Here is a 21,369-nt window from a genome sequence, read left to right on the forward strand (position 1 = left end):
TCTGCACGGTTTCCCATGCAGACTCGGCGGCGCGCCGGAACTCATCGCCCGCGCCGGACCCGATCGCGCGGATCTGATCGCGCGGGGCGTCAGCGCCGCACGGCGTAGCGGCGGACGCCGCCCTCCTCGTGGGAGTCCAGCACGCCCCGGTCGGCGAGGACGTCCAGATGCGCCTCGATCTCCAGGACGGCCAGCATCCGGCTGAACGCGTCCAGATCGTCGAGGCTGCGGCGGCGGCGCGTCCACCGCATCGCGGCCGCGACCTCGAACGCCGTGCCGTGCCCGGCGCGGACCTGCGCGGCGGCGACGTCGAGCCGCTCGGCGTGGTGCTCCAGCAGCTCGTCGATCCGGGTGTGCACGCTCGGCCGCACGGGGCCGTGCGCGGGCAGCAGCACGGTGTCCGGCATGTCGCGCACGAGCCGCAGCGACTCCAGGTAGCTGCGCAGCGGCTTGGGCTCCGGCTCGGTCTCCAGCCCGATCGACGGGGTGATGTGCGGCAGGATGTGGTCCCCCGCGAACAGCAGCCCGGCGGCCGCGTCCCGCAGGACGATGTGGCCGCGCGTGTGGCCCGGCGTGGCGAACACGTCCAGGCCCCGGTCCGCCAGGGCGATGCGCTCGCCGTCGTCCAGCCACGCGTCCGGCATCGTGTGCGGGACGTCCCGCTCGGAACGGTCCACCGGCCGGCCCGCGATCTCGTCGGCCAGCTCGTCCGCGCCGCACCGGCGCAGCAGTTCGACCTGCCGGGGATGCAGTCCCCGGTGGACGTCGAACGCCTCGATCGACGGCCGCTCGCCCCGGCCGATCCGCACCCGCGTCCCGAACGACTCGCGCAGCGCCAGGGCCTGCGAGTAGTGGTCCCAGTGGGCGTGGGTGACGAGGAACTGCGCCACGTCGTCCAGCCGGTGCCCGAGTGCGGCGAGCGCGCCTTCGAGCGAGGTCCGCGTGTCGGGCATGGCCCAGCCCGAGTCCACGACCACGAGGCCTTCGTCGTCCTCGATGACGTACACGTTGACCGCGTGCAGCGACGGGATCGGCAGCGCCAGGGGGATCCGGTGCACGCCCGGCGCGACCGGGTGCGCGCCCGGTTCGGTCCAGTCAGTCGGCTGCTCCACGACCGGTGCCGTCACCGCGCGCCCCCTTGGTTGTCGAATCACGTTCGGAACGAACCTACTTCATCCCCGCCATCCCGTTTATCCCAGACCCCTACCGGGCGGGGACTACCCGGGGTGGGGGTCGCGGGCGGCGGCGCGGCGGGCCTCGGTCGCGGCCCGGCGGGCCTCGCGGGCGGCCTCCTCCGCGCGGGCGCGGTTCTGCTCGGCGCGCTCCGCCCTCCGGGACGCGGCGTCCCGCTCGGCGATCGCCCGTTCCAGTTCGCGCCGGAGGTGCCCGACCTTCGCGGAGGCCTCCTGCGCCTCGCTCCTGGCCGCCTCCGCTTGCTCCTCCCGGTCGGCCAGCTTGTCCTCGGCCTGCTCGGCGCGCTTGCGCAGCGTCTCCGCGCGCTTGGCGCGGACCGCGCTCGTGCGCGCCACGTTCGACTTCGCCGGTTCCTCCTCCTTCTTCTCCGGCTTCCTCTCCGGCGACGGCTTCGCCTTGGCGGGCTTCTCCTTCGGCTTCGGCTTCGGCTTCGCGCCTTCCTCCCCGTCCGGGGGCGCCGTCGCGAAACCGGCCGGGACGAAGCCGGAGTGGCTGCGGGGCTGCGACAGCCGCCCCTCCCTGACCTCCTCGGCGATGCCGGCGTCCACCGTGGCGGCCTGGAGGGTGTCCTCCACCTCGCGGACCGCCTGCTCCCGCAGCGCGTTGCCCGCTTCCGCGGCGAGCTCGCCCGCGGCGCGCACCAGCGACCCGACGAGGCCGGCGCGGCGCCGCTCCAGGTCCCCGAGGCCGCGGCCGGAGCCCCAGGCGGCCCGCATCTCCTCGCCGACGTCCAGCAGGTCGGCGAGGTCGCCGGCGGCCGAGCGCGCCAGGAGGTTCACCGCCCAGGCGGAGAGCGTGGGGCGGCGCAGCGCCCCGATCCGCTTCGCGAGCGCGGCGTCGCCCTCCGCCTTCGCCTCCCGGACCAGGCGCGTGCGGGCCTCCACGAAGTCGGCGGGCAGGACGCCGTACAACTCTTCGGCCGCACTGGAGAAGTCCACGTCCGATCTCTACCCGCGCCGGATCCGCGTGCATCGGGGGTGGACGGGCCTGGTTCCGAGTGCAATACTCGGCGGCGAGTATTCGGCTACGAGGAGGCGAGATGGCCAAGCGGCGCAAGGTGGGCAACCTTCTGGGGCTCGCCGTGCTGTCGACCGTCTCCGCCAAGCCGATGCACCCGTATGAGATGGCCTCGCTGATGCGCGCCCGCGGCAAGGACCGCGACATGGACATCAAGTGGGGGTCGCTCTACACCGTCGTCGGCAACCTGGAGAAGCACGGGTTCCTGGCCGTCGAGGGGAGCTCCCGGCACGGGTCACGGCCCGAGCGCACCGTCTACCGCATCACCGACGCGGGACGGGACGAGCTGGCCGACTGGGTCCGGGAGCTCATCGGGGTGCCCGAGCGGGAGCGGCCGCGCTTCGAGGCGGGGCTGTCGGTCCTCGGCGCGCTCGGCCCGGACGAGGCGGCGGCCCTGCTGCGCCGCCGCCTCGGCGCGATGGAACGGGAGATCGCCGAGGACCGGGCCGTCCTGGAGGCCGCGAAGGAGGTCCCCCGCCTCTTCCTGATCGAGGCCGAGTACGACCTCGCGATGCGGCGCGCCGAGGCCGAATGGGTGCGCGGCTTCCTCGCCGAGATCGAGGACGGCACGCTGCCGGACCTCGACCTGTGGCGGGCCTTCCACGAGACGGGCGAGATGCCGCCCGAGCTCGCCGAGCTGGCGGAGAGGGGAGCCCCGAAGGACTAGCGAGCGAGAGGCCCGGCGGCGGTGCTGCAACACCGCCGCCGGGCCGGGACCCACCACCGAGAACCCGCGCGGAGCGGGCCCTGGCGGCGTGACGCGACACCAGCCTATCCGGGGCCCTTCGTGCGGCACGTTTCCTTCCACGGAGGAGAACATGGCGCATGCCATCGAGGCCGAGGGCCTCGTGAAGAACTACCCCGGCGACGTCCGGGCCCTGGACGGCCTGTCGGTCACGGTCGGGCGGGGCGAGATCCTCGGGCTGCTCGGCCCCAACGGGGCGGGCAAGTCCACCACCGTCAAGATCCTCACCACGCTGGTCCGGCCGGACGCGGGTGCCGCGGCCGTGGCCGGGCACGACGTGCTGCGCCGGCCCGACCGGGTCCGGCGCGTCATCGGCGTGGTGTCGCAGCGGTCGGGCGCCGACCCCGAGGCGAGCGGCCGCGACAACCTCGTTCTGCAAGGCCGCCTCTACGGGATGGGCGGGGCGCAGGCGCGGCGGCGCGCGGCCGAGCTGCTCGCCAGGTTCGGGCTGGAGGACGCGGCGGGCAGGCCGGCGAAGACCTACTCCGGCGGGATGCGGCGACGGCTCGACGTCGCGCTCGGCCTCGTCCACCGGCCGCAGGTGCTGTTCCTGGACGAGCCCACCACCGGCCTCGACCCGGAGGCGCGCGCATCGATGTGGGCGGAGATCGCGCGGCTGGCGGGCGACGACGCGCTCGCGATCCTGCTGACCACCCACTACCTGGAGGAGGCCGACCGGCTCGCGCGGCGGCTGGCGATCGTCGACCGGGGCCGCGTCGTGGTCGAGGGCACCCCCGACGCGCTCAAGGGCGAGCTGCGCGGCGACGCCGTCCACGTGGAGTGGCGGGAGGCGCCGCCCGAGCCGCGGGTGCGGGAGGCGCTGGACCGCCTCCCCGGCGTGCGCGAGGTCGTCGTGGACGGGCCGCGCCTCAGCGCCCGCGCCGACGACGGCGCGGCGGCGGTCCCCGCCGTCCTCGCCGCGCTCGACCAGGCGGGCGTCCCGGCGGCGGCGGCGACCGTCGCGCGGCCCTCGCTGGACGACGTGTACCTGCGCTACGCCGGCCGCAGGTTCGCGCACGCCGACGGCGACGCCCACGCCGAGACCGCCGCCGCCGGAGGTGCCCGATGACCGCCCTCGTGACCGGGACCTGGTGGATGACCCACCGGCGGCTGACCGCGCTGGTGCGCAACCCGGCCGTCGTCGTCATGACGCTGGTGCAGCCGATGATCTGGCTGTTCCTGTTCGGCCAGCTGTTCAGGAGGGTGGTCGAGCTGCCCGGCTTCGGCACGCAGTCCTACCTGGACTACATCGTGCCCGGCGTGGTGGTCATGAACGCGGTGTCGCTGAACTCCTTCGCCGGGATGGCGACCATGGACGAGATCGAGCGCGGGACCCTCAACCGGTTCCTCGTCACGCCGGTGCGGCGCGGCGCCATCGCGAACGCCGGCGTCGTCGAGCAGGCCCTCAGCACGGCGTTCCAGTCCATCGTGATCATCGCGCTGGGAGGGGCCGCGGGCGCGCACTACCCGGGCGGCCTCACGGGCCTGGCGGTGCTGGTCGCCGCGTCGGTGCTGATCGGCGTCGTCCTCGCCGCGCTGTCCAACACCCTCGCGCTGCTCGTGCGCGACCGCAACACCATCATCGGCCTGAACGTGATGCTCCTGCTGCCGCTGACGTTCCTGTCGTCGGCGTTCATGGCGAAGGGGCTGATGCCGGGCTGGATGCGGCACGTCGCGGCCGGCAACCCGGTGAGCTGGGCCCTGGACGCGGCGCGCGGCGCGCTCGCCGACGATCCCGACTGGGGGGCCGTCGGGACGCACGGCGGGTGGCTGCTCGCCCTGACGGCGGCCGCGGTCGGGCTCGCCGTCCACTCGCTGCGGAGCTATCAGAAGTCGCAGTGACCGGGGCAGGACCGGCGGGGGAACGGGTGGCGTAACGCACCCGGACCCCGCCGGTCCTACCGGGTGTCGAGGAACCGGTCCAGCACGCGGGTCCCGAAGGCGAGGCCGTCCAGCGGGACCCGCTCGTCCACGCCGTGGAACATCCCGAAGTAGTCGAGCTCCGGGCCGAGCAGCAGCGGCGCGAAACCGAAGCTCGTGATCCCGATGCGGTGGAACGACTTCGCGTCGGTCCCCCCGGCCATCACGTACGGGACGGGGCGCGCGAGCGGGTCCTCGGCGCGCAGCGCGTCCGCGAGCGCGGCGAACGTCGGGCCCGCCGGGTCGGCGGCCGGGGCCTCCTCGTAGTTGATGAACTCGCGGGTCACCTTCGGGCCGAGCAGCCGGTCGACCGTGGCGAGGAACTCCTCGCCCGTGCCGGGCAGGTACCGTCCGTCGACCTGCGCGGTCGCCACCCCGGGCACGACGTTGACCTTGTAGCCGGCGTCGAGCCGGGTCGGGTTGGCCGAGTTGCGGATCGTCCCGGCGAACAGGTGCCCGGCCCGGCCGAGCCGGGCCGCCTCCTCGTCGAGGCGGTCGTGGTCGATGGAGGTGCCGAGGGCGTCCGCCAGCCCGTCCAGCAGCGCCCGCACGCCCGGCGTCAGGCGGACCGGCCACTCGTGGGAGGCCAGCCGGGACACCGCGTGCGCGATCTCGGCCACCGCGTTGTCGGGGGCGGGCTTCGAGCCGTGCCCGGCCGTGCCGCGCGCCGTCAGCCTCATCCAGGTCGTGCCGCGCTCGCCGGTCGCGATGGGGTAGATCCGCGTCCCGCCGGCGTCCACGCTGAACCCGCCGGACTCGCTGATCGCCTCCGTGCAGCCCTCGAAGAACCCGCGGTGCTCGCGCGCCACGTACCGGGACCCGTACTCGCCGGTGCACTCCTCGTCGGCGAGGAAGGCCAGGACCAGGTCGCCGCGCGTGCGCCGCCCCTCCCGCAGCCGCGCCCGCACGGTCGCGAGCGTCATCGCGAGGCTGCCCTTCATGTCGACGGCGCCGCGCCCCCACACGCACCCGTCCCGCACCTCGCCGGAGAACGGCGGAACGCTCCAGTCCGCCGGATCGGCGGGGACCACGTCCAGGTGCCCGTGGATCAGGAACGCCGGATGGGACGGGTCGGTGCCGGGGATCCGGGCGAGCGTGCTGGCTCGGCCCGGCGCCGACTCGACGATCGTCGCCTCGACGCCCGCCTCGTCCAGCAGGGCGGCGACGTGCTCGGCGGCCGGCCGCTCCGGCTCGGCCACGCCCTCGCCCCGGTTCACGGTGGCGAACCTGATCAGGTCCGCGCAGATCGCCGCCGCCTCGGCGCCCGCCGGATCGGCGCCGGTCCCGTCCACCGTGCCGTCCACCGTGCCGCCCGCCGTCGCGCCCGCCTGATCGAAGTGCACCACACCCCCATTGTCCCCTTTTGCAACGAAGCTTCATTTTGGTCCGTCGCTGACCAGTGTCAACTAATGATCAAGAACGTCTCGATCCGGTTTCGGATCCGTCAGCGCCGTACCCAAACCGTCAAAGTGAGTACGACGCTGCGAACAATCCAGGTGCGGCGGGCGGCCAAGAGGCCCGCCGGAAGAAAGACGGCCGAGGAGGAGCATGACCATCCTGAGGGGTGCCGGAAGAGGTCTCCGCCTGAATGTCGCGGGCCTCGCCGCGGTGGCGCTGGCCGCCTCACTCGGCCTTTCGGCCTGCGGCGGGAGCGACGACGCCGAGGCAGGCGACGGAACGTTCACCGTGGGCCATTCCGAGCCGGACCACCTGCTGCCCGCCAACACGACCGGCAGCTACGCCTTCGACGTGATCACCGAGATGTTCGACAACCTGATGGACCTGACCAAGGACGGCAAGGCCGTCCCGCTGGCGGCCGAGTCGGTCACCTCGGACGACCAGAAGGTCTGGACGATCAAGGTCAGGCCGGGGCAGAAGTTCCACAACGGGGAGCCGGTGACGGCCCAGAGCTTCGCCGACGCGTGGAACAACGCCGCGTACGGGCCGAACGCGATGGGCGCCAACGACTACTTCTCGTACATCAAGGGGTACGAGGACATGAACCCCGAGGACGAGAACGCCAAGCCCAAGGCCGACAAGCTCTCCGGGGTCGAGGTCGTCGACCAGAACACGCTCAAGGTCACGCTGAACGACCCGTTCAGCCAGTTCCCGCTGCTGCTGACCTACCCGGCGTACGCGCCGATGCCGAAGGCCGGGCTCAAGGACACCAAGGCCTTCGACGACCACCCGATCGGCAACGGCCCGTACATGATGGACGGGAACTGGAAGCGCAACGGGCCCATCAAGCTCGTCGCCTTCCCCGGTTACACCGGGGCGCGCAAGCCGAAGAACAAGGGCGTGACCTGGAAGAGCTACTCCAGCGCGGACACCGCCTACACCGACCTGCGGGCGGGCCGGATCGACGTGCTCCAGACCATTCCGTCCGCCAAGGTCCCCGAGGCCAAGCGGCTCCTGGGCGACCGGTTCCTCACCCGGAAGATGAGCACGACCGACTACCTCGGCATTCCCGTGTTCGACAAGCGGTTCGCCAATCCCGACCTGCGCAAGGCCATCTCGATGGCGATCGACCGGCAGGGCATCAACAAGGCCGTCTTCAACGGCAGCTACTTCCCCGCCGACTCGCTGGTCCCGTCCATCATCCCCGGGCACCGCGCGAACGCCTGCGGTGAGCTGTGCACCTACGACCCCGCCAAGGCCAAGCAGCTGTTCGACAAGGCCGGCGGATTCTCCGGGACGCTGGAGCTGTACTTCTCCAACGCGCAGCCGACCTACGCCCAGTGGATGCGGATCGTCGCCAACTCGCTGCGCGACAACCTCGGCATCAAGGACATCCAGTTCCGGCAGGTCCCCGCCTCCGACTACTTCTCCCTGCTGAGCGACCGCAAGGAGAAGGGCCCGTACCGGCAGAACTGGGAGGCCGACTACCCGAGCCCGCAGAACTACCTGGAGAACATGTGGGGCTCGGCGGGCAACCGCATGGGCTGGAAGAACACGGAGTTCGACGACCTGATCTCCAAGGCCAACAAGACGCCCGACCAGCAGCAGGCCTTCGCGCTCTACAACCAGGCCGAGGACATCGCCATCCGGGAGATGCCGATGATCCCGCTGTGGACGTGGGCGGGCGAGGGCGGCCGCTCCAAGCGGGTCGACAACGTCACGATCACCCCGTTCTCCACGGGCCTGATCGCCACCGAAGTGACGGTGAAGTAGCCGGCGATGTGGCGCTACGTCCTCCGGCGGCTCCTGCAGGCGGTCCCCGTCTTCATCGGCACCACGCTGCTCATCTACGCGATGGTGTTCGCACTGCCGGGCGATCCGATCCAGGCGCTCGCCGGGGACAAGCCGGTCCCGGAGAACGTCCTGGCGACCCTCCGCGACCGCTACAACCTGAACGACCCCCTGCTGGTGCAGTACGCCAAGTACATGTGGGGCCTCCTCCAGGGCAACCTCGGCGAGAACTACACCGGCGAGAGCGTCTCGGAGATGCTCAGCGGGCGCTGGGCGGTGACGGCGCAGCTCGCCGTCACCGCCTGGATCTTCGAGCTGGCCCTCGGGATCCTGCTCGGCGTCTGGGCGGGCCTGCGCCGCGGCAAGCTCGCCGACACCCTCGTCCTCAGCGGGACCACGCTGGTCATCGCGGTGCCGGTGTTCGTGCTCGGCTACGCGGCGCAGCTCCTGTTCGGGCTGCACTGGCAGATCTTCCCCACGGCCGGGACGGACGACGGCTGGCCGATGAGCTACCTGCTGCCCGGGATGGTGCTCGGCTCGCTCGGCCTGTCGTACGTGGCGCGGCTGACCCGCACGAGCCTGTCGGAGAACCTGCGGGCCGACTACGTGCGCACCGCGAACGCCAAGGGGCTCTCGCGGGCGCGGGTGGTCGGCCGGCACGCCCTGCGCAACTCGCTGATCCCGGTGGTGACCTATCTCGGCGTCGACTTCGGGAACATGATGGCCGGCGCGGTCGTGACCGAGGGCATCTTCAACCTGCCGGGCATCGGAGGGCAGGTCTTCGAGTCGATCCAGCTGAAGGAGGGGCCCGTCGTGGTCGGCGCGGTCACCCTGCTGGTGCTGATCTTCCTGCTGGTCAACCTGGTCGTGGACCTGCTGTACGGGGTGCTCGACCCGCGGATCAGGTACGAGTGAGGAGCGCATGACCATCAAGCAGCCGGACGCCGGGCCGCCGGGCGCCGAGCCGGAGGCGCCGGCCGGCGCCGGCGCCCCGGGGACGAGCGCCGCCGCGGTCGCCGTCGCCGGCGGGGAGATCGGCCGGGCGTCGCTGTGGGACGACGCGTGGCACGAACTGCGGCGCCGCTGGATCTTCTGGGGCTCGGTGGCGGTCCTCGCGCTCGTGACGCTCATGGCCGCGGTGCCGCGGCTGTTCACCGCCACCGCGGTCAACGAGGGCTGCGACCCGAACGACGCCAAGCTCGGGCCGTCCGGCGACCACTGGTTCGGCACCGACCTCGCGGGCTGCGACTACTACGCGCACGTCGTGCACGGCGCCCGCCCGACGCTGCTGATCGGCGTCGCCGTCACCGTGTTCGCGCTGCTGATCGCGCTGCTGTTCGGACTGCTCGCCGGATACTACGGCGGCCTGGTCGACGCGCTGATCGCCCGGCTGACCGACATCTTCTTCGGGCTGCCGTTCGTGCTCGGCGCCACCGTGATCCTGGTCGCCTTCCCCTCGCACGGGGTGTGGGCGATGACGCTGGTGCTGGTCCTGCTCGGCTGGACGACGATGATCCGCATCATGCGGGGGCAGGTCATCTCCGTCCGCGACGCCGACTACGTGCAGGCGGCGCGGCTGCTCGGCGCGTCCGACCGGCGAATCATGATCCGGCACATCCTGCCGAACGCGATCGCCCCGGTGATCGTGGTGGCCACCCTCAACGTCGGCCACGTGATCGTGGGCGAGGCGACGCTGGACTTCCTCGGCGTCGGCCTCCAGTACCCGGAGGTCTCCTGGGGCCTCCAGCTCAACCAGGCGAAGGACGCCTTCGTCGACCATCCGCATCTGCTGATCTTCCCCGCGGTGTTCCTGTCGGCCACGGTGCTGAGCTTCCTGCTGCTCGGCGACGCCGTCCGCGACGCCCTCGACCCGAAGCTGCGGTGAGCCGAGACATGACCACGGACCTGAAGGACGACCCGGTCCCCGCCCCGGAACCGGAGGCGCCGCTCCTGCGCGTCGAGGACCTGCACGTGCGGTTCCGCGTGCGGGACCAGGACGTGCACGCGGTGAACGGGCTGTCCTACACCCTCGCCGAGGGCGAGACGCTCGCGATCCTCGGCGAGTCGGGATCCGGGAAGAGCGTCGCGGCGCAGGCCGTGATGGGCATCCTGGACGTCCCGCCCGCGCGCGTCGAGCGCGGGTCGGTCCGGCTGCGCGGCGAGGAGCTGCTCGGCCTGCCCGAGCGGCGGCGCCGCGCGTACCGCGGCGACCGCATCTCGATGATCTTCCAGGACGCGCTGACCGCGCTGAACCCGGTCTTCACGGTCGGCGACCAGCTCCGCGAGATGTTCCGGGTGCACCGGGGCCTCGGCCGCAAGGAGGCCACCGCGAAGGCCGTCGAGCTGATGGAGCGGGTGCGGATCCCCTCCGCCCGGAGCCGGCTCGGCGACTACCCGCACCAGTTCTCCGGCGGCATGCGCCAGCGCATCATGATCGCGATGGCCCTCGCGCTGGAGCCGGACGTGCTGATCGCCGACGAGCCGACCACCGCGCTCGACGTGACCGTGCAGGCGCAGATCATGCGGCTGCTGGCCGGGCTGCAGGACGAGCTGCGCATGGGCATGGTGCTGATCACGCACGACCTCGGCGTCGTCGCCGGCGTCGCCGACCGGATCGTCGTGATGTACGCGGGGTCGGTCGCCGAACAGGCCCCCGCCCGGGAGCTGTACGCGCGGCCCGCCCACCCCTACACCCGGGGCCTGCTCGCCTCGGTGCCGCGGCTCGACCGGCGCGGCGGCCCGCTCGTCCCGATCAAGGGGTCGCCGCCGAACCCGGTCGCGCTCCCGCCGGGCTGCCCCTTCCAGCCGCGCTGCCCGCGCGCCGAGGCGCTGTGCGCGGCGGAGCGGCCGCCGCTCGTCACCGTCGCCCCGGGGCACGAGGCCGCCTGCCACTTCGCCGAGGAGATGCACCGTGCCGGAGCCGAGTGAGGGCCCGATCCTGGAGGTGGAGGGCCTCGTCAAGCACTACCCCGTGACCCGCGGCGTCGTGGTCAAGCGCGCGGTCGGGCAGGTCAAGGCCGTGGACGGGGTGAATCTGGAGCTGCGCCGCGGCGAGACCCTCGGGATCGTCGGCGAGTCCGGGTGCGGGAAGTCGACGCTGGCCAAGCTCCTGCTCGCGGCCGAGCGCCCCACCGCCGGGACGGTCCGCTTCGACGGCCGCGACATCTTCGCGATGCCGAAGCCGGAGCTGCGGGCGCTGCGCCGCCGCGTCCAGATGGTGATGCAGGACCCGTACTCGTCGCTCAACCCGCGGATGACGGTCGGCGACATCGTGGGGGAGCCGTTCGCCGTCCACCCCGAGGTCGCGCCGAAGGGCGAGCGGCGCCGGCGCGTCCAGGAGCTGCTGGAGCTCGTCGGCCTCGACCCCGCCCACGTCAGCCGCTACCCGCACCAGTTCTCCGGCGGGCAGCGCCAGCGCGTCGGCATCGCCCGCGCGCTGGCGCTGCGCCCCGACGTCATCGTGTGCGACGAGCCCGTCTCGGCGCTGGACGTGTCCGTCCAGGCGCAGGTGATGAACCTGCTCGCCGAGCTGCAGCGCGAACTCGGCCTGGCGTACGTGTTCATCGCGCACGATCTGGCGGCCGTCCGCCACATCTCCGACCGGATCGCCGTCATGTACCTGGGCAAGGTGGTCGAGACGGGCGACGAGGCCCAGATCTACGAGCACCCCACCCATCCGTACACGCAGGCGCTGCTGTCGGCCGTCCCGGTGCCCGACCCGGACGCGCCCGGCTGGGCCGAGCAGATCCGGCTGGAGGGGGAGCCGCCGTCGCCGCTGGACCCGCCGTCCGGCTGCCGGTTCCGCACCCGCTGCTGGAAGGCTCAGGACATCTGCGCGGAGGAGGTGCCCGCGCTGGAGCAGCGGGAGGGCTCCGCCCATCCCAGCGCCTGCCACTTCGCGGCGGAGACCGTCCTGACGGACCTGACGGAACAGACCTGATCGCGGGCCGCGCGGGCGGCGGTCCGTAGGGTGGAGGCCATGGCACGCAAGGGCAGGCACGGATCCCGGCCGCGAACCTACGAGATCGCCGGCGGGGAGGCCGAGCTCCTGCGCGACGCCGACCGCGACGGCGGCTGGATGCTGCTCGTCGACGGCGTCCCCCAGTCGTACGTGGACCTGTCCGACCCCACCTACCTCGACTTCGAGTACATGCGGCTGATGGGCGACGTGGTCGACTCGCTCGGCCTGGCCGGGGAGGCGTTCGACGCGGTGCACGTCGGCGGCGCCGGGTGCACGCTGCCCCGCTACATCGCCGCGACCCGGCCGGGCTCGCGGCAGATCGTGCTGGAGCCGGACGCCGAGCTGGTGCAGGTCGTCCGGGAGCGGCTGCCGGTCAAGAACGTCCGCGGCCTGCGGATCCGGATCACCGACGGGCGCTCGGGGATCGCCGCGCTCGCGGACGAGGCCGACGACCTGGTCGTGATGGACGCCTTCGCCGGGGCCTCGATGCCGCCGGACCTCGCGACCCGCGAGTTCGTCGTGGACGCCGCGCGGGTGCTGCGGCCCGGCGGCGTCTACCTGGCCAACGTCGCCGACGGGTTCCGGCTGCCGTTCGCCCGCCGGGTGACCGCGACGGTCCGCTCGGTGTTCCGGCACGCGCTGCTGATGGGCGACCCCGGCGTGCTGCGGGGCCGCCGCTTCGGGAACCTGATCGTGGCCGCGTCGCGGGAGCCGCTCCCGGTGGCCGAGCTGACGCGCCGCGCCGCGGGCGGCGTCGTGCGCGCCCGGCTGCTGGAGGGCGGCGACCTGGCCGCGTTCTGCGCCGGCGCCGCGCCGCTGCACGACGGAGAGGAGATCGTCGCGCCCGTCCCGCCGCCGCAGGTCTTCGGCAGGTCCTGACGACGCTCCGCCGCATCCCACGACCCGCCCAAGGAGGCGACCATGATCCTCGTGACCGGGGCCAGCGGCACGCTCGGCCGGCCCGTCACCCGCCTGCTGGCCGAGGCCGGCGCGGACGTGCACGCGCTCAGCCGCCGCGCCCGGGAGCCGGAGGCCGGGGTGACGTGGCACCAGGGCGACCTCGTGACCGGCGAGGGCCTCGAGGACGCCCTCGCCGGCGCCGAGACGATCGTGCACTGCGCCAGCGACCCGTTCCACTACAAGCGGGACCTCACCGCCGCGCGGAGGCTGATCGAGACCGCGCGCGGGCAGGGCGCGCCGCACCTGGTCTATATCTCGATCGTCGGCGTCGACAAGATCCCTTACCGCTATTACCAGATCAAGTACGCGGTGGAGCGGATGATCGAGGAGTCCGGCCTGCCGTACACGATCTTGCGCGCCACCCAGTTCCACACCCTGCCCGACACGGTCTTCAACGCGCTCACCAAGATCCCCGGCCTGGTGCTGCTGCCGCGAGGGCTGCGGGACCAGCCGGTCGACGCCGGCGAGGTCGCGGCGCGGCTCGCCGAGCTGGCCCTGGGCGCCGGGCCCGCGCGGCGGGTCGACGACATGGGCGGCCCGGAGGTGCTCACGGCCGAGGAGATGATGCGGGACTACCTGAGGGCGCGGGGGCTGCGGCGCCCTGTCCGGGTGCCGCTCCCGCTCCCCGGGCGCGCCGCGCGCGGGTTCCGGGAGGGGCATCACCTGACGCCGGACCGCGCGGTCGGGAAGCGGACGTGGCGTCAGTTCCTGGATGAGACCCATACGCATCGGTAAGGGACGGATTCCCCTCCCGTATCGGTCTCATCGGGCCGCTCGATGTCCCATAATCGAGCGATGGAGTCGTCCACCCGAATTCTCATTCTCGGCATGGATTCGTCGGGGAGAATTCTCCAGTTCGACCGCAATGCCGCTGCGGTTCTGAGCCCGAATGAGAACGGCCTGCTGGGCGCCCTGCTGGACGAGGTGATCCCCGGCGCGCACGCGCCGCTGCTGGAGGCGCTGAAGGCCGGGCGGGAGCGCACCGCCATGCTCGCCGTGGAGACTCCGGTCGGCGGCACGCTCGACGCCGTCGTGACCGTCCACCCGATGAGCGGCGGCGCGCCCGGGATCGCCGCGCTCGCCGTCGTGAAGGTGCCGGTGCCGCTGGCGGACCGGTTCGTCGACCCGGCCGTCATCCGCCGCGCGCTGCTGGACGACGCGCTCCCGCGGATCGGCTCCACGCTCGACCTGGAAATGCTCGCGCGCGGGCTGATGGACGTGCTCGTCCCGCACTTCTGCAATTCCGGCGCGCTGCTGCTGCTGGAGACCCACATCGACGCCGACGAGGGGCCGGAGGGCCCCGACGGCCCCCAGCTGCGCCGGATGGCGATCGGGTTCGACGACGAGGACCCGGCCTGGGACGCGACGTTCCCGACCGGGGAGTCCCTCGGCTACCCGCGGGGGACCCCGCACGCGCTGTGCCTGGAGTCCGGCGAGCCGGTGCTGCGCTCGCTCGGCGGCGAGGGGTCGGCGTGGCTCGCCTCCTCGTGGCGGCGGCCGCCGGTCGCCGAGCTGCTCAAGGGCGCGTCGATGCTGCTGCTGCCGATCATCTCGCCGGTGGGCGTCCTCGGCTTCTTCGTCTGCACCCGCAACGTCGCGCACCGCCCGTTCGACGCCTACGACATCGAGATCGGGATGGAGTTCGCCGCCCGGGCGGCCATCTTCATCGAGAGCGCCCGGCAGTACTCCCGGGAGCGGGCGACCGCGCTGACCCTGCAGCGCAGCCTCCTGCCGACCGGGCTGTCGGCGCCGTCGCCGGTGGAGGTCCACCACCGGTACCTGCCGGGCAGCAGGCTCATCGAGGTCGGCGGCGACTGGTACGAGTCGATCGCGCTGCCGGGCGCGCGGGTCGCGCTGGTCGTCGGGGACGTGGCCGGGCACGGCGTGAAGGCCGCCGTCACCATGGGGCGGCTCCGCACCGCCATCCACACCCTCGCCGGGCTGGAGTTGCCGCCCGCCGAGGCGCTGGAGCGGCTCGACTCCCTGATGCGGACGCTCGGCGAGCGCGAGCCCCACTTCGCCACCTGCGCCTACGTCGTCTACGACGCGGTGAGCGGCCGGTGCGAGGTCGCCAGCGCCGGGCACCTGCCGCCGCTGCTGGCCCCGCCCGGCACGGCCTCGGAGTACCTGCCGGTGCCGCCCGCGCCGCCGCTCGGCGTCGGCGGCGAGGGCCCGATCGTCAGCCGCGAGTTCACCGTCGAGGACGGGACGCTGCTGTTCCTCTACACCGACGGCCTGGTGGAGAACCGGGCCCGCGACATCGACGACGGCCTGGCCAGGCTGCGCGCCACCTTCGGGCCGGGCGCGGCCGGCCGCCCCCTGGAGGACCTGTGCCAGGCCGCCCTCGACGGCGTCTACGACGACCAGCACCGCGACGACATCGCGATGCTCGTCGCGCGGCTGGCGCGGATCCCGGCCGACCGGCACGCCTCCTGGGAGCTGCCCGCCGAGCCCGCCGCCGTCCGCCGGGCGCGCGGCCTCATCCGCGACCGGCTCGCCCGCTGGGATCTGGAGGACATGGCCTACACCACCACCCTGCTGGCGTCGGAGCTGGTCACCAACGCCGTCCGGCACGCCGGGGGCCGCATCGGGCTGCGGCTGGTGCTGGAGGGCGGGCTGGTCTGCGAGGTGTTCGACTCCTCCGACGGGCGCCCACGGGTCCGCTACCAGGAGGACGAGGACGACACGAGCGAGTCGGGCCGCGGCCTCCAGGTGGTGGGGCGGCTGGCGCAGCGCTGGGGGGTCCGCCGCACCAAGGGCGGCAAGGTCGTCTGGTGCGAGCAGCCGCTCCCGTGAGGGGCCGCTAGCGCAGCACCGAGATGTGGACGTGGTCGTAGTGGTTCTGGGTGATGCTTCCCCGGTCCTCCATCGGCCGCCATCCGCCGCCGCGCACGTTCCAGATGTGCTGCTTCCAGATGACGTAGGAGATGCCCAGCCGCCGCGCGTTCGCGACGGCGTACCGGGCGACCTGGTCGCCGTGCCGCTGCGCGCCGGCGCTCGGCGTCCGGCCGCCGGTGCTCTCCATGAAGTCGCAGGCGCGGCCGTCGCCGTGGTCCTGCGGGTCGCCGGTGGAGCGGTAGCAGCCGATCACCGGGAACGGGCCGAACATCCGGGCGATCTCCAGCAGGGCGGTCCGCATCGTGGGCGTCATCATGTTGCCGGTGATGGGGGAGCGGTCGCCGACCGCCCCGTCCGGCCGCCCGGTCACCCGCGGCAGGCTCCTGCGGGGCGTGCCGCCGGTGCTCTTCGGCGCCGCCAGCGTCGCCACCCTCGTGCCGCGCGGAAGGATCCTCTTCAGCCGTTTCGCCAGCGCCGCGGCGTCGGCCTTCGGGGCGCTGATGACCATGCCGTTCCCCTCCGGCAGCCCCAGCGCGCGGGCCTGCCCGCGGGACACGACGGCGTCGACGTCGCCGATGCCCATCGAGGCGTAGGCGCCGACGCGGACCCGCCCCGGCTTCGCGCTGCGCCCCGCGGGGACCACGGCGCCGAGCGGCAGCGCGCCGTCCCGGCCCTGCTCGAACGACACCGCCAGGCCGCCGGACGCGACGGTCTGCCACAGCTGGTCGGACTGGGCGGTCGGCTCGGGCGCGAACGCGCGGAACCCCGACGGGTCGACCCCGAGCAGGCCCATGCGGCGGCCCCCGACGCTGGCCTGCGCCGCGTCCACGACCGTGACCCCGGCGACGCCCTTGAGGCGCCGCGCCCGCTCGACGGCCGCGGGCGGCAGCGTCGAGGTCCCGGCGACCAGCAGATGGGGGGTGTAGCGGCGGGTCAGCGGCGCGACGGCCGGCGCACGCGGCGCGTCGGCCACCGAGACGAGGTTCCCGGCTCCGCGGGGCTCGCGGTCCGCCCCCTCCGTCCGGTCCCGGACGAGCACGGTGACGTCGGCGGCGAGGGTGACGGCGATTCCGGCCGCGATGACCGCCGAGAGCGCCCTGCCATTGCGTCGCATCCGTCCCCGTCCCCGTTCCGTTTCCGTCCCTGCCGACCGGTCAGTCCCACCAGAACGACCAGTTGGTCTTGCCGCGGATCTCCTCGGCGTATCCGGCGAGGGTGCCGGGCCCCTGGAACAGGATGTCGGGGCAGAACGCCCAGTGCTCGGCCGCGACGTGGACGGCGTGTCGGGTGCTCACGGGCGGCGCGGCGACGCTGAGCTCCATGGTGTTGAAGCCGAGCGCGACGACGCGGGCGCCGAAGCGGTCCTCCCAGCTGCGCAGGACGGCCGCGAGCGGCGCCGTCCACTCGTTGTGGTTCAGCGCGCCCTGCCAGCCGACGGCGGCGATCGCGTCGGCGCTCCGCTCCACCGCGACCAGGCCGAGCGGAAGGCCGCGGGCGGCGAGGGCGCGGGCGTGCCGGTCGGCCATGGCGTCGGGGTCGTCGACCGGGACGCCGGCGGGCGCGGGGCCGGGGCAGTGCCGCCCGTACGGGGCGAGGTCGCCGTGGTCGTCGTCGGCGGCCTGCTCCGCCCAGTCCGCCCACACCTCGTACATGAACGCGTGGGGGTGGTAGTTGCCGATCTCGGCGACCGGCTCGGGGGCGATCTGGCCCGCCGCCCAGGGCTGGTCGGACTCGTCCATGAGCAGGGGCCACAGCCCCGACCGGGCGTGCTCGGCGCGGACCCGGGCCCACAGCTCGCCGCGGACCGGCTCGTCGCTCAGCCAGAACGCGGGCCGCATGAGGAGCTGCCGCTGCGGGTACCCGGGGTCGGGCCAGACCAGGTCCCCTTCGGGCAGCGGAACCGACAGCGTCCGGCCGGTCGCGCCCTCCTCGGCGCCGCCGTCGAACAGCTGCGGCAGGTCGCCCGGCAGGGGCCGGACCTCCACATCATCCATTTCACGCCGTTCCGGTACAGAGCATGCCAGTGGCGATCGTAACGGCGGTAGGGGCCGTCCGGGGGACGAGCCGTGCGGTTCGGTCGTCCGGCCGGGCGGCCCGGGCGGGCTCAGGGCTCGCGGCGGCCGCGGAGCAGCAGGTCGATCACGACGGCGGCGGCCGCGAGGCCGGTGACGGCGCTGACGGCGATCTGGACCCAGCCGTCGCCGAGGACCGCGTTCGACAGGACGTTCACGGCGACCAGGACGACGATCAGGGTCCAGCGGGTGGAGTTGCTCATGGGAGCGCCTTTCGGTGAGTGGGGGACTTCAGGAGAGCGAGGGAGGGGTGCGCCGGCGCAGCACCGCGCGCGCCGGGAGCAGGATCGCGGCGGCGCCTGATCCGGCGACGCCGAGGAGGAGCACCGCGCAGGCGAGCGGCGGGACGGATGGCAGCGGCATGCCGGTGACGCGGGCCGCGAAGGCCGTCAGCGTCACCGCGGCGATGAGGGCCCCGGTCGCGACGCCCGTGCCGAGGACGATCGCGGCCTCCAGCCGCAGCATCCGCAGGACCTGGCGGCGGGTCGCGCCGACCAGGCGCAGCAGCGCGAACTCGCGGCGCCGCGCCGCCGTCGCCAGCGCCAGCGTGGTGACGAGACCGATGAGGACGAACCCGGTGATCGCGGCGACGACCAGCCGGCTGACGAACCCCTGGAGCCTGACCTCGTGGGAGAGGCCCTCCTGGAAGTCGGCGGGCGTGAGGACCCGGGTCCCGGCGTAGGCGGCGGTGACCGCGCTCAGATCCGCCCTGCCGCGGACGAGGACGCGGTCGTCGAGCGGGGAGGAGGAGTGCGCGGCAACGACGTCGCGGGGGAGGAGTACGTCGCCGAACCCGAGTCCCCGGTCGTAGACGGCGACGACGCGCGCCCGGATCCGCGTCCCGTCGCCGAGCCACAGGGGCGTCGTCGAGCCGATGCGCAGGCCGCCGGCGACGTCCCGGCTGAGCGCGACGGCGTCGCCGCGCAGGTCGCCGAGCCGGCCGGAGGACACGCCCGGGTCCAGGGTCGCGGCGGCGTCCGCGCCGACGCCGGCGCCGTTCAGCGAGCGCAGGTTCTTCTCGCCCAGTTCCCTGACCGCCATGACGGCGGTGGTGCGCTTGACCGGCGTCGCGGCCGTCACGCCGGGGACGCGGCGCACCGCCTCGGCGACCCCGTGCGGGAGGCCGGGGCCCGCCGCCACGACGATCCGGTCGGCGCGGTTCCCGTCCTCCGCCTGCGTCCGCGCGGCCTGGACGACGGTGGACTGGGCGAAGAGCTGGACGCCGGCGAACGCGACGGCCAGGGCGACCGGCGTGATCAGCGATCCGGCGCGGAGGGCGGCGGTGCCGGCCGCGTGCTGGGCCATCCGCCCGGCCACCGGCGAGACGGCCCGGGCGGCGCGGCCCAGGACCCGGTTCCCGGCCCGCGCCACCAGCGGCCCGAGGAAGGCCGTGGCGATGATGAGCGAGATGACCAGGCCGCCGATCGAGGCGCTGGCGGCGGGCCCGGTGGCGCCGGCGGAGAACCCGAGCGCGTTCAGGCCGAGGACGAGGAAGGCGGCGCCGGTGACCACGCGCCAGCGGGGCAGGCGCGGGTTCTCCGCGGCGGCCTCGCCGAGCGCCTCCACCGGCCGGATCCGCGACAGCCGCAGCGAGGCGAGGAACGCGGTCGCGGTGGCGGCGAGCAGCGTGACGGCGACCGCCGCGAGCGCGGGCAGCGGACCGAGCGACAGCCCGAAGCCGTCCGGCAGGACGCCCTTGTTCACCATCGCGGCGTGCAGATCGGCACCCGCCCCGAGCGACAGCGCCCCGCCGGCCAGCGCGGCCGGCGCCCCGATCCGCAGCGTCTCGCGCACGAGGCGCGCCCGCACCTGGCCCGGCGTCGCGCCGACCGCCCGCAGCAGCGCGAACTCGCGGGCGCGCTCCCGCACCGACAGCACGATCAGGCCGCCGACGACCACGAGCGCCGTCATCACGGCGAGGCCGCCGAACGAGGCGGACAGCTCGACGATGTCGGGGCGCGCGGCGGCGACGGCCGGGTCCTCGGCGTCGCCCCGCGCGGCGCCGGTGGAGACGGAGAGGCCGGGCACGGCCTTGCGGAGCGCCTCCTCGTCGGGGTCGCCGAGCACCGCGAAGGCGTCGGCGAGGCCGGGGCGCCCGTCGAGGGCCGCGGCCGTCGCCGTGCTGAAGAACGCCGCGGCGGGACCGCCGGCGACGAGCCCGGACACGCGGTAGGGGCGGGGCGGCCCGTCGACCTGGATGCGGACCACCGCCCCCGGCGCGACGCCCGACGACCGGCTCAGCACGACCTCGTCCGGCGCCTGCGGGGCGCGGCCCGCGCTCAGCAGGTAGGGCCGGAGCGCCGCCGACTCCCAGCCGTGCCCCGTCACCGGCCCTCCCGAGGAGAGCAGGGCGGGGAACGACACGTCGGCGACCACGTCCCGCACGCCCGGAACGGCCCGCAGCCTCGCGGCCGCCGCGACCGGGACGGGGGCGCGCTCGGTCAGCGGCCGGCTCTGCTCCTCCGGCGCGTCCGCGAACCTCCCCAACCGCTCCGTGACGCTCCCGGGGCCGGTCACGACCGCGGCGGCGGCGCCGAACCGCTCGACCGGCGCGTGCGCCCGGAGCGCCGACTCCAGCAGCACCCCGCACGCCCCGAGGAGCACCGCCGCGAACGCCAGCGCGACGAAGATCCCGGCGAACGCCCCCCGGCTCCTCACAGCGACTCCCAGCGGGACATGACGGCGGACGCGGTCGGGGCGGCCAGCTCGTCGACGATGCGGCCGCGGCTGAGGAACAGCACCGAGTCGGCCCACGCGGCGGCCGCCGGGTCGTGGGTGACCAGGACGATCGTCTGGCCGGTCAGGTCGGCGGCCTCGCGCAGCATCCGCATGACCTCGCGGGCGGTGCGGGGGTCGAGGGCCCCGGTCGGCTCGTCGGCGAAGACGACCTCCGGACGGGTGATCAGCGCGCGGGCGAGGGCGGCGCGCTGCTGCTGCCCGCCCGACAGCTCGGACGGGCGGTGCCGGAGCCGGTCCGCGAGCCCCACCCGCCGGACGATCTCCTCCAGCCGGGCCGGGTCGGGCTCGGCGCCGCCGAGCCGCAGCGGGAGCGTGATGTTCTGCTCGACGTCCATGGACGGGATCAGGTTGAACGCCTGGAACACGAACCCGATCCGCTCGCGGCGCAGCCGCGTCCGCTTCGCCTCGCCGAGCCGCCCGAGGTCCACCCCGCCGATCCGGACCGTGCCGCCGCTCGGGCGGTCGAGCCCGGACGCGCAGTGCAGGAACGTGCTCTTGCCCGATCCCGAGGGCCCCATCACCGCGGTGAACCCGCCGCGGCGGAACGTCCAGGTGACGCCGTCCAGGGCTCGCACGGCCCCGTAGGTCTTGGTGACCGCGTCCAGGCCCACCGCCTCCGCGGTGGCCTCGGCCGTCATCGTGGTCATGGTTCCCCTCCGTGGGATATCGCCTCTCACCTGGACGAACCTAGGTTCCGCAGGGGGGCGGGCACATGGGCGCGCACTCCCGAAACG

19 protein-coding genes are annotated in these 21,369 nt (G+C 74.1%); 11 read left to right on the forward strand and 8 right to left on the reverse strand.

Annotation, left to right across the window (positions count from 1 at the left end):
- Positions 1–89 precede the first annotated feature (89 nt).
- Positions 90–1,127, reverse strand: a complete 1,038-nt coding sequence (locus AB0C21_RS35165) for an MBL fold metallo-hydrolase (protein WP_500210191.1) — start codon at positions 1,125–1,127, stop codon at positions 90–92.
- A gap of 90 nt (positions 1,128–1,217) precedes the next feature.
- On the reverse strand, positions 1,218–2,132 hold the full coding sequence (locus AB0C21_RS35170) for a hypothetical protein (RefSeq protein WP_500210192.1): 915 nt from the start codon (positions 2,130–2,132) through the stop codon (positions 1,218–1,220).
- Positions 2,133–2,233: 101 nt separating this feature from the next.
- Here AB0C21_RS35170 and AB0C21_RS35175 point away from each other — a divergent pair, with 101 nt between their 5' ends.
- From AB0C21_RS35175 to AB0C21_RS35185, 3 genes are all read left to right on the forward strand, one after another.
- Positions 2,234–2,878, forward strand: coding sequence for a PadR family transcriptional regulator (locus AB0C21_RS35175; RefSeq protein ID WP_500210193.1), 645 nt, complete (start codon positions 2,234–2,236; stop codon positions 2,876–2,878).
- Between the two features lie 151 nt (positions 2,879–3,029).
- A complete protein-coding gene (locus AB0C21_RS35180; protein ID WP_500210194.1) occupies positions 3,030–4,025 on the forward strand; it encodes an ABC transporter ATP-binding protein in 996 nt (331 codons plus the stop codon).
- Positions 4,022–4,798 (forward strand): ABC transporter permease, encoded by a 777-nt coding sequence (locus AB0C21_RS35185; RefSeq protein ID WP_500210195.1) that lies wholly within the window; start codon positions 4,022–4,024, stop codon positions 4,796–4,798. Before AB0C21_RS35180 ends, AB0C21_RS35185 begins: the two co-directional genes overlap by 4 nt.
- A gap of 56 nt (positions 4,799–4,854) precedes the next feature.
- On the opposite strand, the gene AB0C21_RS35190 is transcribed toward AB0C21_RS35185, so the two are convergent.
- Positions 4,855–6,180, reverse strand: a complete 1,326-nt coding sequence (locus AB0C21_RS35190; protein WP_500210316.1) for a M20/M25/M40 family metallo-hydrolase — start codon at positions 6,178–6,180, stop codon at positions 4,855–4,857.
- Between the two features lie 244 nt (positions 6,181–6,424).
- Between AB0C21_RS35190 and AB0C21_RS35195 the strand changes: the two genes are divergently transcribed.
- The 8 genes from AB0C21_RS35195 (at position 6,425) to AB0C21_RS35230 (ending at position 15,782) form a co-directional block, all read left to right on the forward strand.
- On the forward strand, positions 6,425–8,047 hold the full coding sequence (locus tag AB0C21_RS35195; RefSeq protein WP_500210196.1) for a peptide ABC transporter substrate-binding protein: 1,623 nt from the start codon (positions 6,425–6,427) through the stop codon (positions 8,045–8,047).
- Between the two features lie 6 nt (positions 8,048–8,053).
- Positions 8,054–8,980, forward strand: coding sequence for an ABC transporter permease (locus AB0C21_RS35200; RefSeq protein ID WP_500210197.1), 927 nt, complete (start codon positions 8,054–8,056; stop codon positions 8,978–8,980).
- Positions 8,981–8,987: 7 nt separating this feature from the next.
- Positions 8,988–9,950, forward strand: a complete 963-nt coding sequence (locus AB0C21_RS35205; protein ID WP_500210198.1) for an ABC transporter permease — start codon at positions 8,988–8,990, stop codon at positions 9,948–9,950.
- A gap of 8 nt (positions 9,951–9,958) precedes the next feature.
- Complete coding sequence (locus AB0C21_RS35210; protein WP_500210199.1) at positions 9,959–10,993, forward strand: ABC transporter ATP-binding protein; 1,035 nt, start codon at positions 9,959–9,961, stop codon at positions 10,991–10,993.
- Positions 10,977–12,005, forward strand: a complete 1,029-nt coding sequence (locus tag AB0C21_RS35215; protein WP_500210201.1) for an ABC transporter ATP-binding protein — start codon at positions 10,977–10,979, stop codon at positions 12,003–12,005. Before AB0C21_RS35210 ends, AB0C21_RS35215 begins: the two co-directional genes overlap by 17 nt.
- Before the next feature lie 39 nt (positions 12,006–12,044).
- On the forward strand, positions 12,045–12,905 hold the full coding sequence (locus tag AB0C21_RS35220; RefSeq protein WP_500210202.1) for a spermidine synthase: 861 nt from the start codon (positions 12,045–12,047) through the stop codon (positions 12,903–12,905).
- Between the two features lie 42 nt (positions 12,906–12,947).
- On the forward strand, positions 12,948–13,721 hold the full coding sequence (locus AB0C21_RS35225; protein ID WP_500210204.1) for an SDR family oxidoreductase: 774 nt from the start codon (positions 12,948–12,950) through the stop codon (positions 13,719–13,721).
- A 93-nt stretch (positions 13,722–13,814) separates the two neighbouring features.
- The gene (locus AB0C21_RS35230; RefSeq protein ID WP_500210206.1) at positions 13,815–15,782 is read left to right on the forward strand and encodes an ATP-binding SpoIIE family protein phosphatase; all 1,968 of its coding nucleotides are present in this window, start codon (positions 13,815–13,817) and stop codon (positions 15,780–15,782) included.
- Between the two features lie 7 nt (positions 15,783–15,789).
- Here AB0C21_RS35230 and AB0C21_RS35235 read toward each other — a convergent pair whose 3' ends face one another.
- The 5 genes from AB0C21_RS35235 to AB0C21_RS35255 form a co-directional block, all read right to left on the reverse strand.
- Positions 15,790–16,938, reverse strand: a complete 1,149-nt coding sequence (locus AB0C21_RS35235) for a VldE C-terminal domain-containing protein (protein WP_500210207.1) — start codon at positions 16,936–16,938, stop codon at positions 15,790–15,792.
- A 40-nt stretch (positions 16,939–16,978) separates the two neighbouring features.
- The gene (locus tag AB0C21_RS35240; RefSeq protein WP_149264712.1) at positions 16,979–17,818 is read right to left on the reverse strand and encodes a DUF4253 domain-containing protein; all 840 of its coding nucleotides are present in this window, start codon (positions 17,816–17,818) and stop codon (positions 16,979–16,981) included.
- Between the two features lie 110 nt (positions 17,819–17,928).
- Complete coding sequence (locus AB0C21_RS35245) at positions 17,929–18,099, reverse strand: hypothetical protein (RefSeq protein WP_160161229.1); 171 nt, start codon at positions 18,097–18,099, stop codon at positions 17,929–17,931.
- A 28-nt stretch (positions 18,100–18,127) separates the two neighbouring features.
- Positions 18,128–20,554, reverse strand: a complete 2,427-nt coding sequence (locus AB0C21_RS35250) for an FtsX-like permease family protein (protein WP_500210210.1) — start codon at positions 20,552–20,554, stop codon at positions 18,128–18,130.
- The gene (locus tag AB0C21_RS35255) at positions 20,551–21,282 is read right to left on the reverse strand and encodes an ABC transporter ATP-binding protein (protein WP_500210211.1); all 732 of its coding nucleotides are present in this window, start codon (positions 21,280–21,282) and stop codon (positions 20,551–20,553) included. Before AB0C21_RS35255 ends, AB0C21_RS35250 begins: the two co-directional genes overlap by 4 nt.
- Positions 21,283–21,369 lie beyond the last annotated feature (87 nt).

Source organism: Spirillospora sp. NPDC049024 (genome assembly GCF_040649235.1).
Classification (GTDB): Bacteria; Actinomycetota; Actinomycetes; order Streptosporangiales; family Streptosporangiaceae; genus Spirillospora.

Excerpts from the sequence above, each read along its gene's own strand:
- AB0C21_RS35195 (WP_500210196.1), top strand. The coding sequence starts at position 6,425 with ATGACCATCCTGAGGGGTGCCGGAAGAGGTCTCCGCCTGAATGTCGCG.
- AB0C21_RS35240 (WP_149264712.1), bottom strand. The coding sequence starts at position 17,818 with ATGGATGATGTGGAGGTCCGGCCCCTGCCGGGCGACCTGCCGCAGCTG.
- AB0C21_RS35200 (WP_500210197.1), top strand. The coding sequence starts at position 8,054 with ATGTGGCGCTACGTCCTCCGGCGGCTCCTGCAGGCGGTCCCCGTCTTC.
- AB0C21_RS35230 (WP_500210206.1), top strand. The coding sequence starts at position 13,815 with ATGGATTCGTCGGGGAGAATTCTCCAGTTCGACCGCAATGCCGCTGCG.
- AB0C21_RS35185 (WP_500210195.1), top strand. The coding sequence starts at position 4,022 with ATGACCGCCCTCGTGACCGGGACCTGGTGGATGACCCACCGGCGGCTG.
- AB0C21_RS35205 (WP_500210198.1), top strand. The coding sequence starts at position 8,988 with ATGACCATCAAGCAGCCGGACGCCGGGCCGCCGGGCGCCGAGCCGGAG.
- AB0C21_RS35180 (WP_500210194.1), top strand. The coding sequence starts at position 3,030 with ATGGCGCATGCCATCGAGGCCGAGGGCCTCGTGAAGAACTACCCCGGC.
- AB0C21_RS35245 (WP_160161229.1), bottom strand. The coding sequence starts at position 18,099 with ATGAGCAACTCCACCCGCTGGACCCTGATCGTCGTCCTGGTCGCCGTG.
- AB0C21_RS35210 (WP_500210199.1), top strand. The coding sequence starts at position 9,959 with ATGACCACGGACCTGAAGGACGACCCGGTCCCCGCCCCGGAACCGGAG.
- AB0C21_RS35175 (WP_500210193.1), top strand. The coding sequence starts at position 2,234 with ATGGCCAAGCGGCGCAAGGTGGGCAACCTTCTGGGGCTCGCCGTGCTG.
- AB0C21_RS35235 (WP_500210207.1), bottom strand. The coding sequence starts at position 16,938 with ATGCGACGCAATGGCAGGGCGCTCTCGGCGGTCATCGCGGCCGGAATC.
- AB0C21_RS35220 (WP_500210202.1), top strand. The coding sequence starts at position 12,045 with ATGGCACGCAAGGGCAGGCACGGATCCCGGCCGCGAACCTACGAGATC.
- AB0C21_RS35225 (WP_500210204.1), top strand. The coding sequence starts at position 12,948 with ATGATCCTCGTGACCGGGGCCAGCGGCACGCTCGGCCGGCCCGTCACC.
- AB0C21_RS35255 (WP_500210211.1), bottom strand. The coding sequence starts at position 21,282 with ATGACCACGATGACGGCCGAGGCCACCGCGGAGGCGGTGGGCCTGGAC.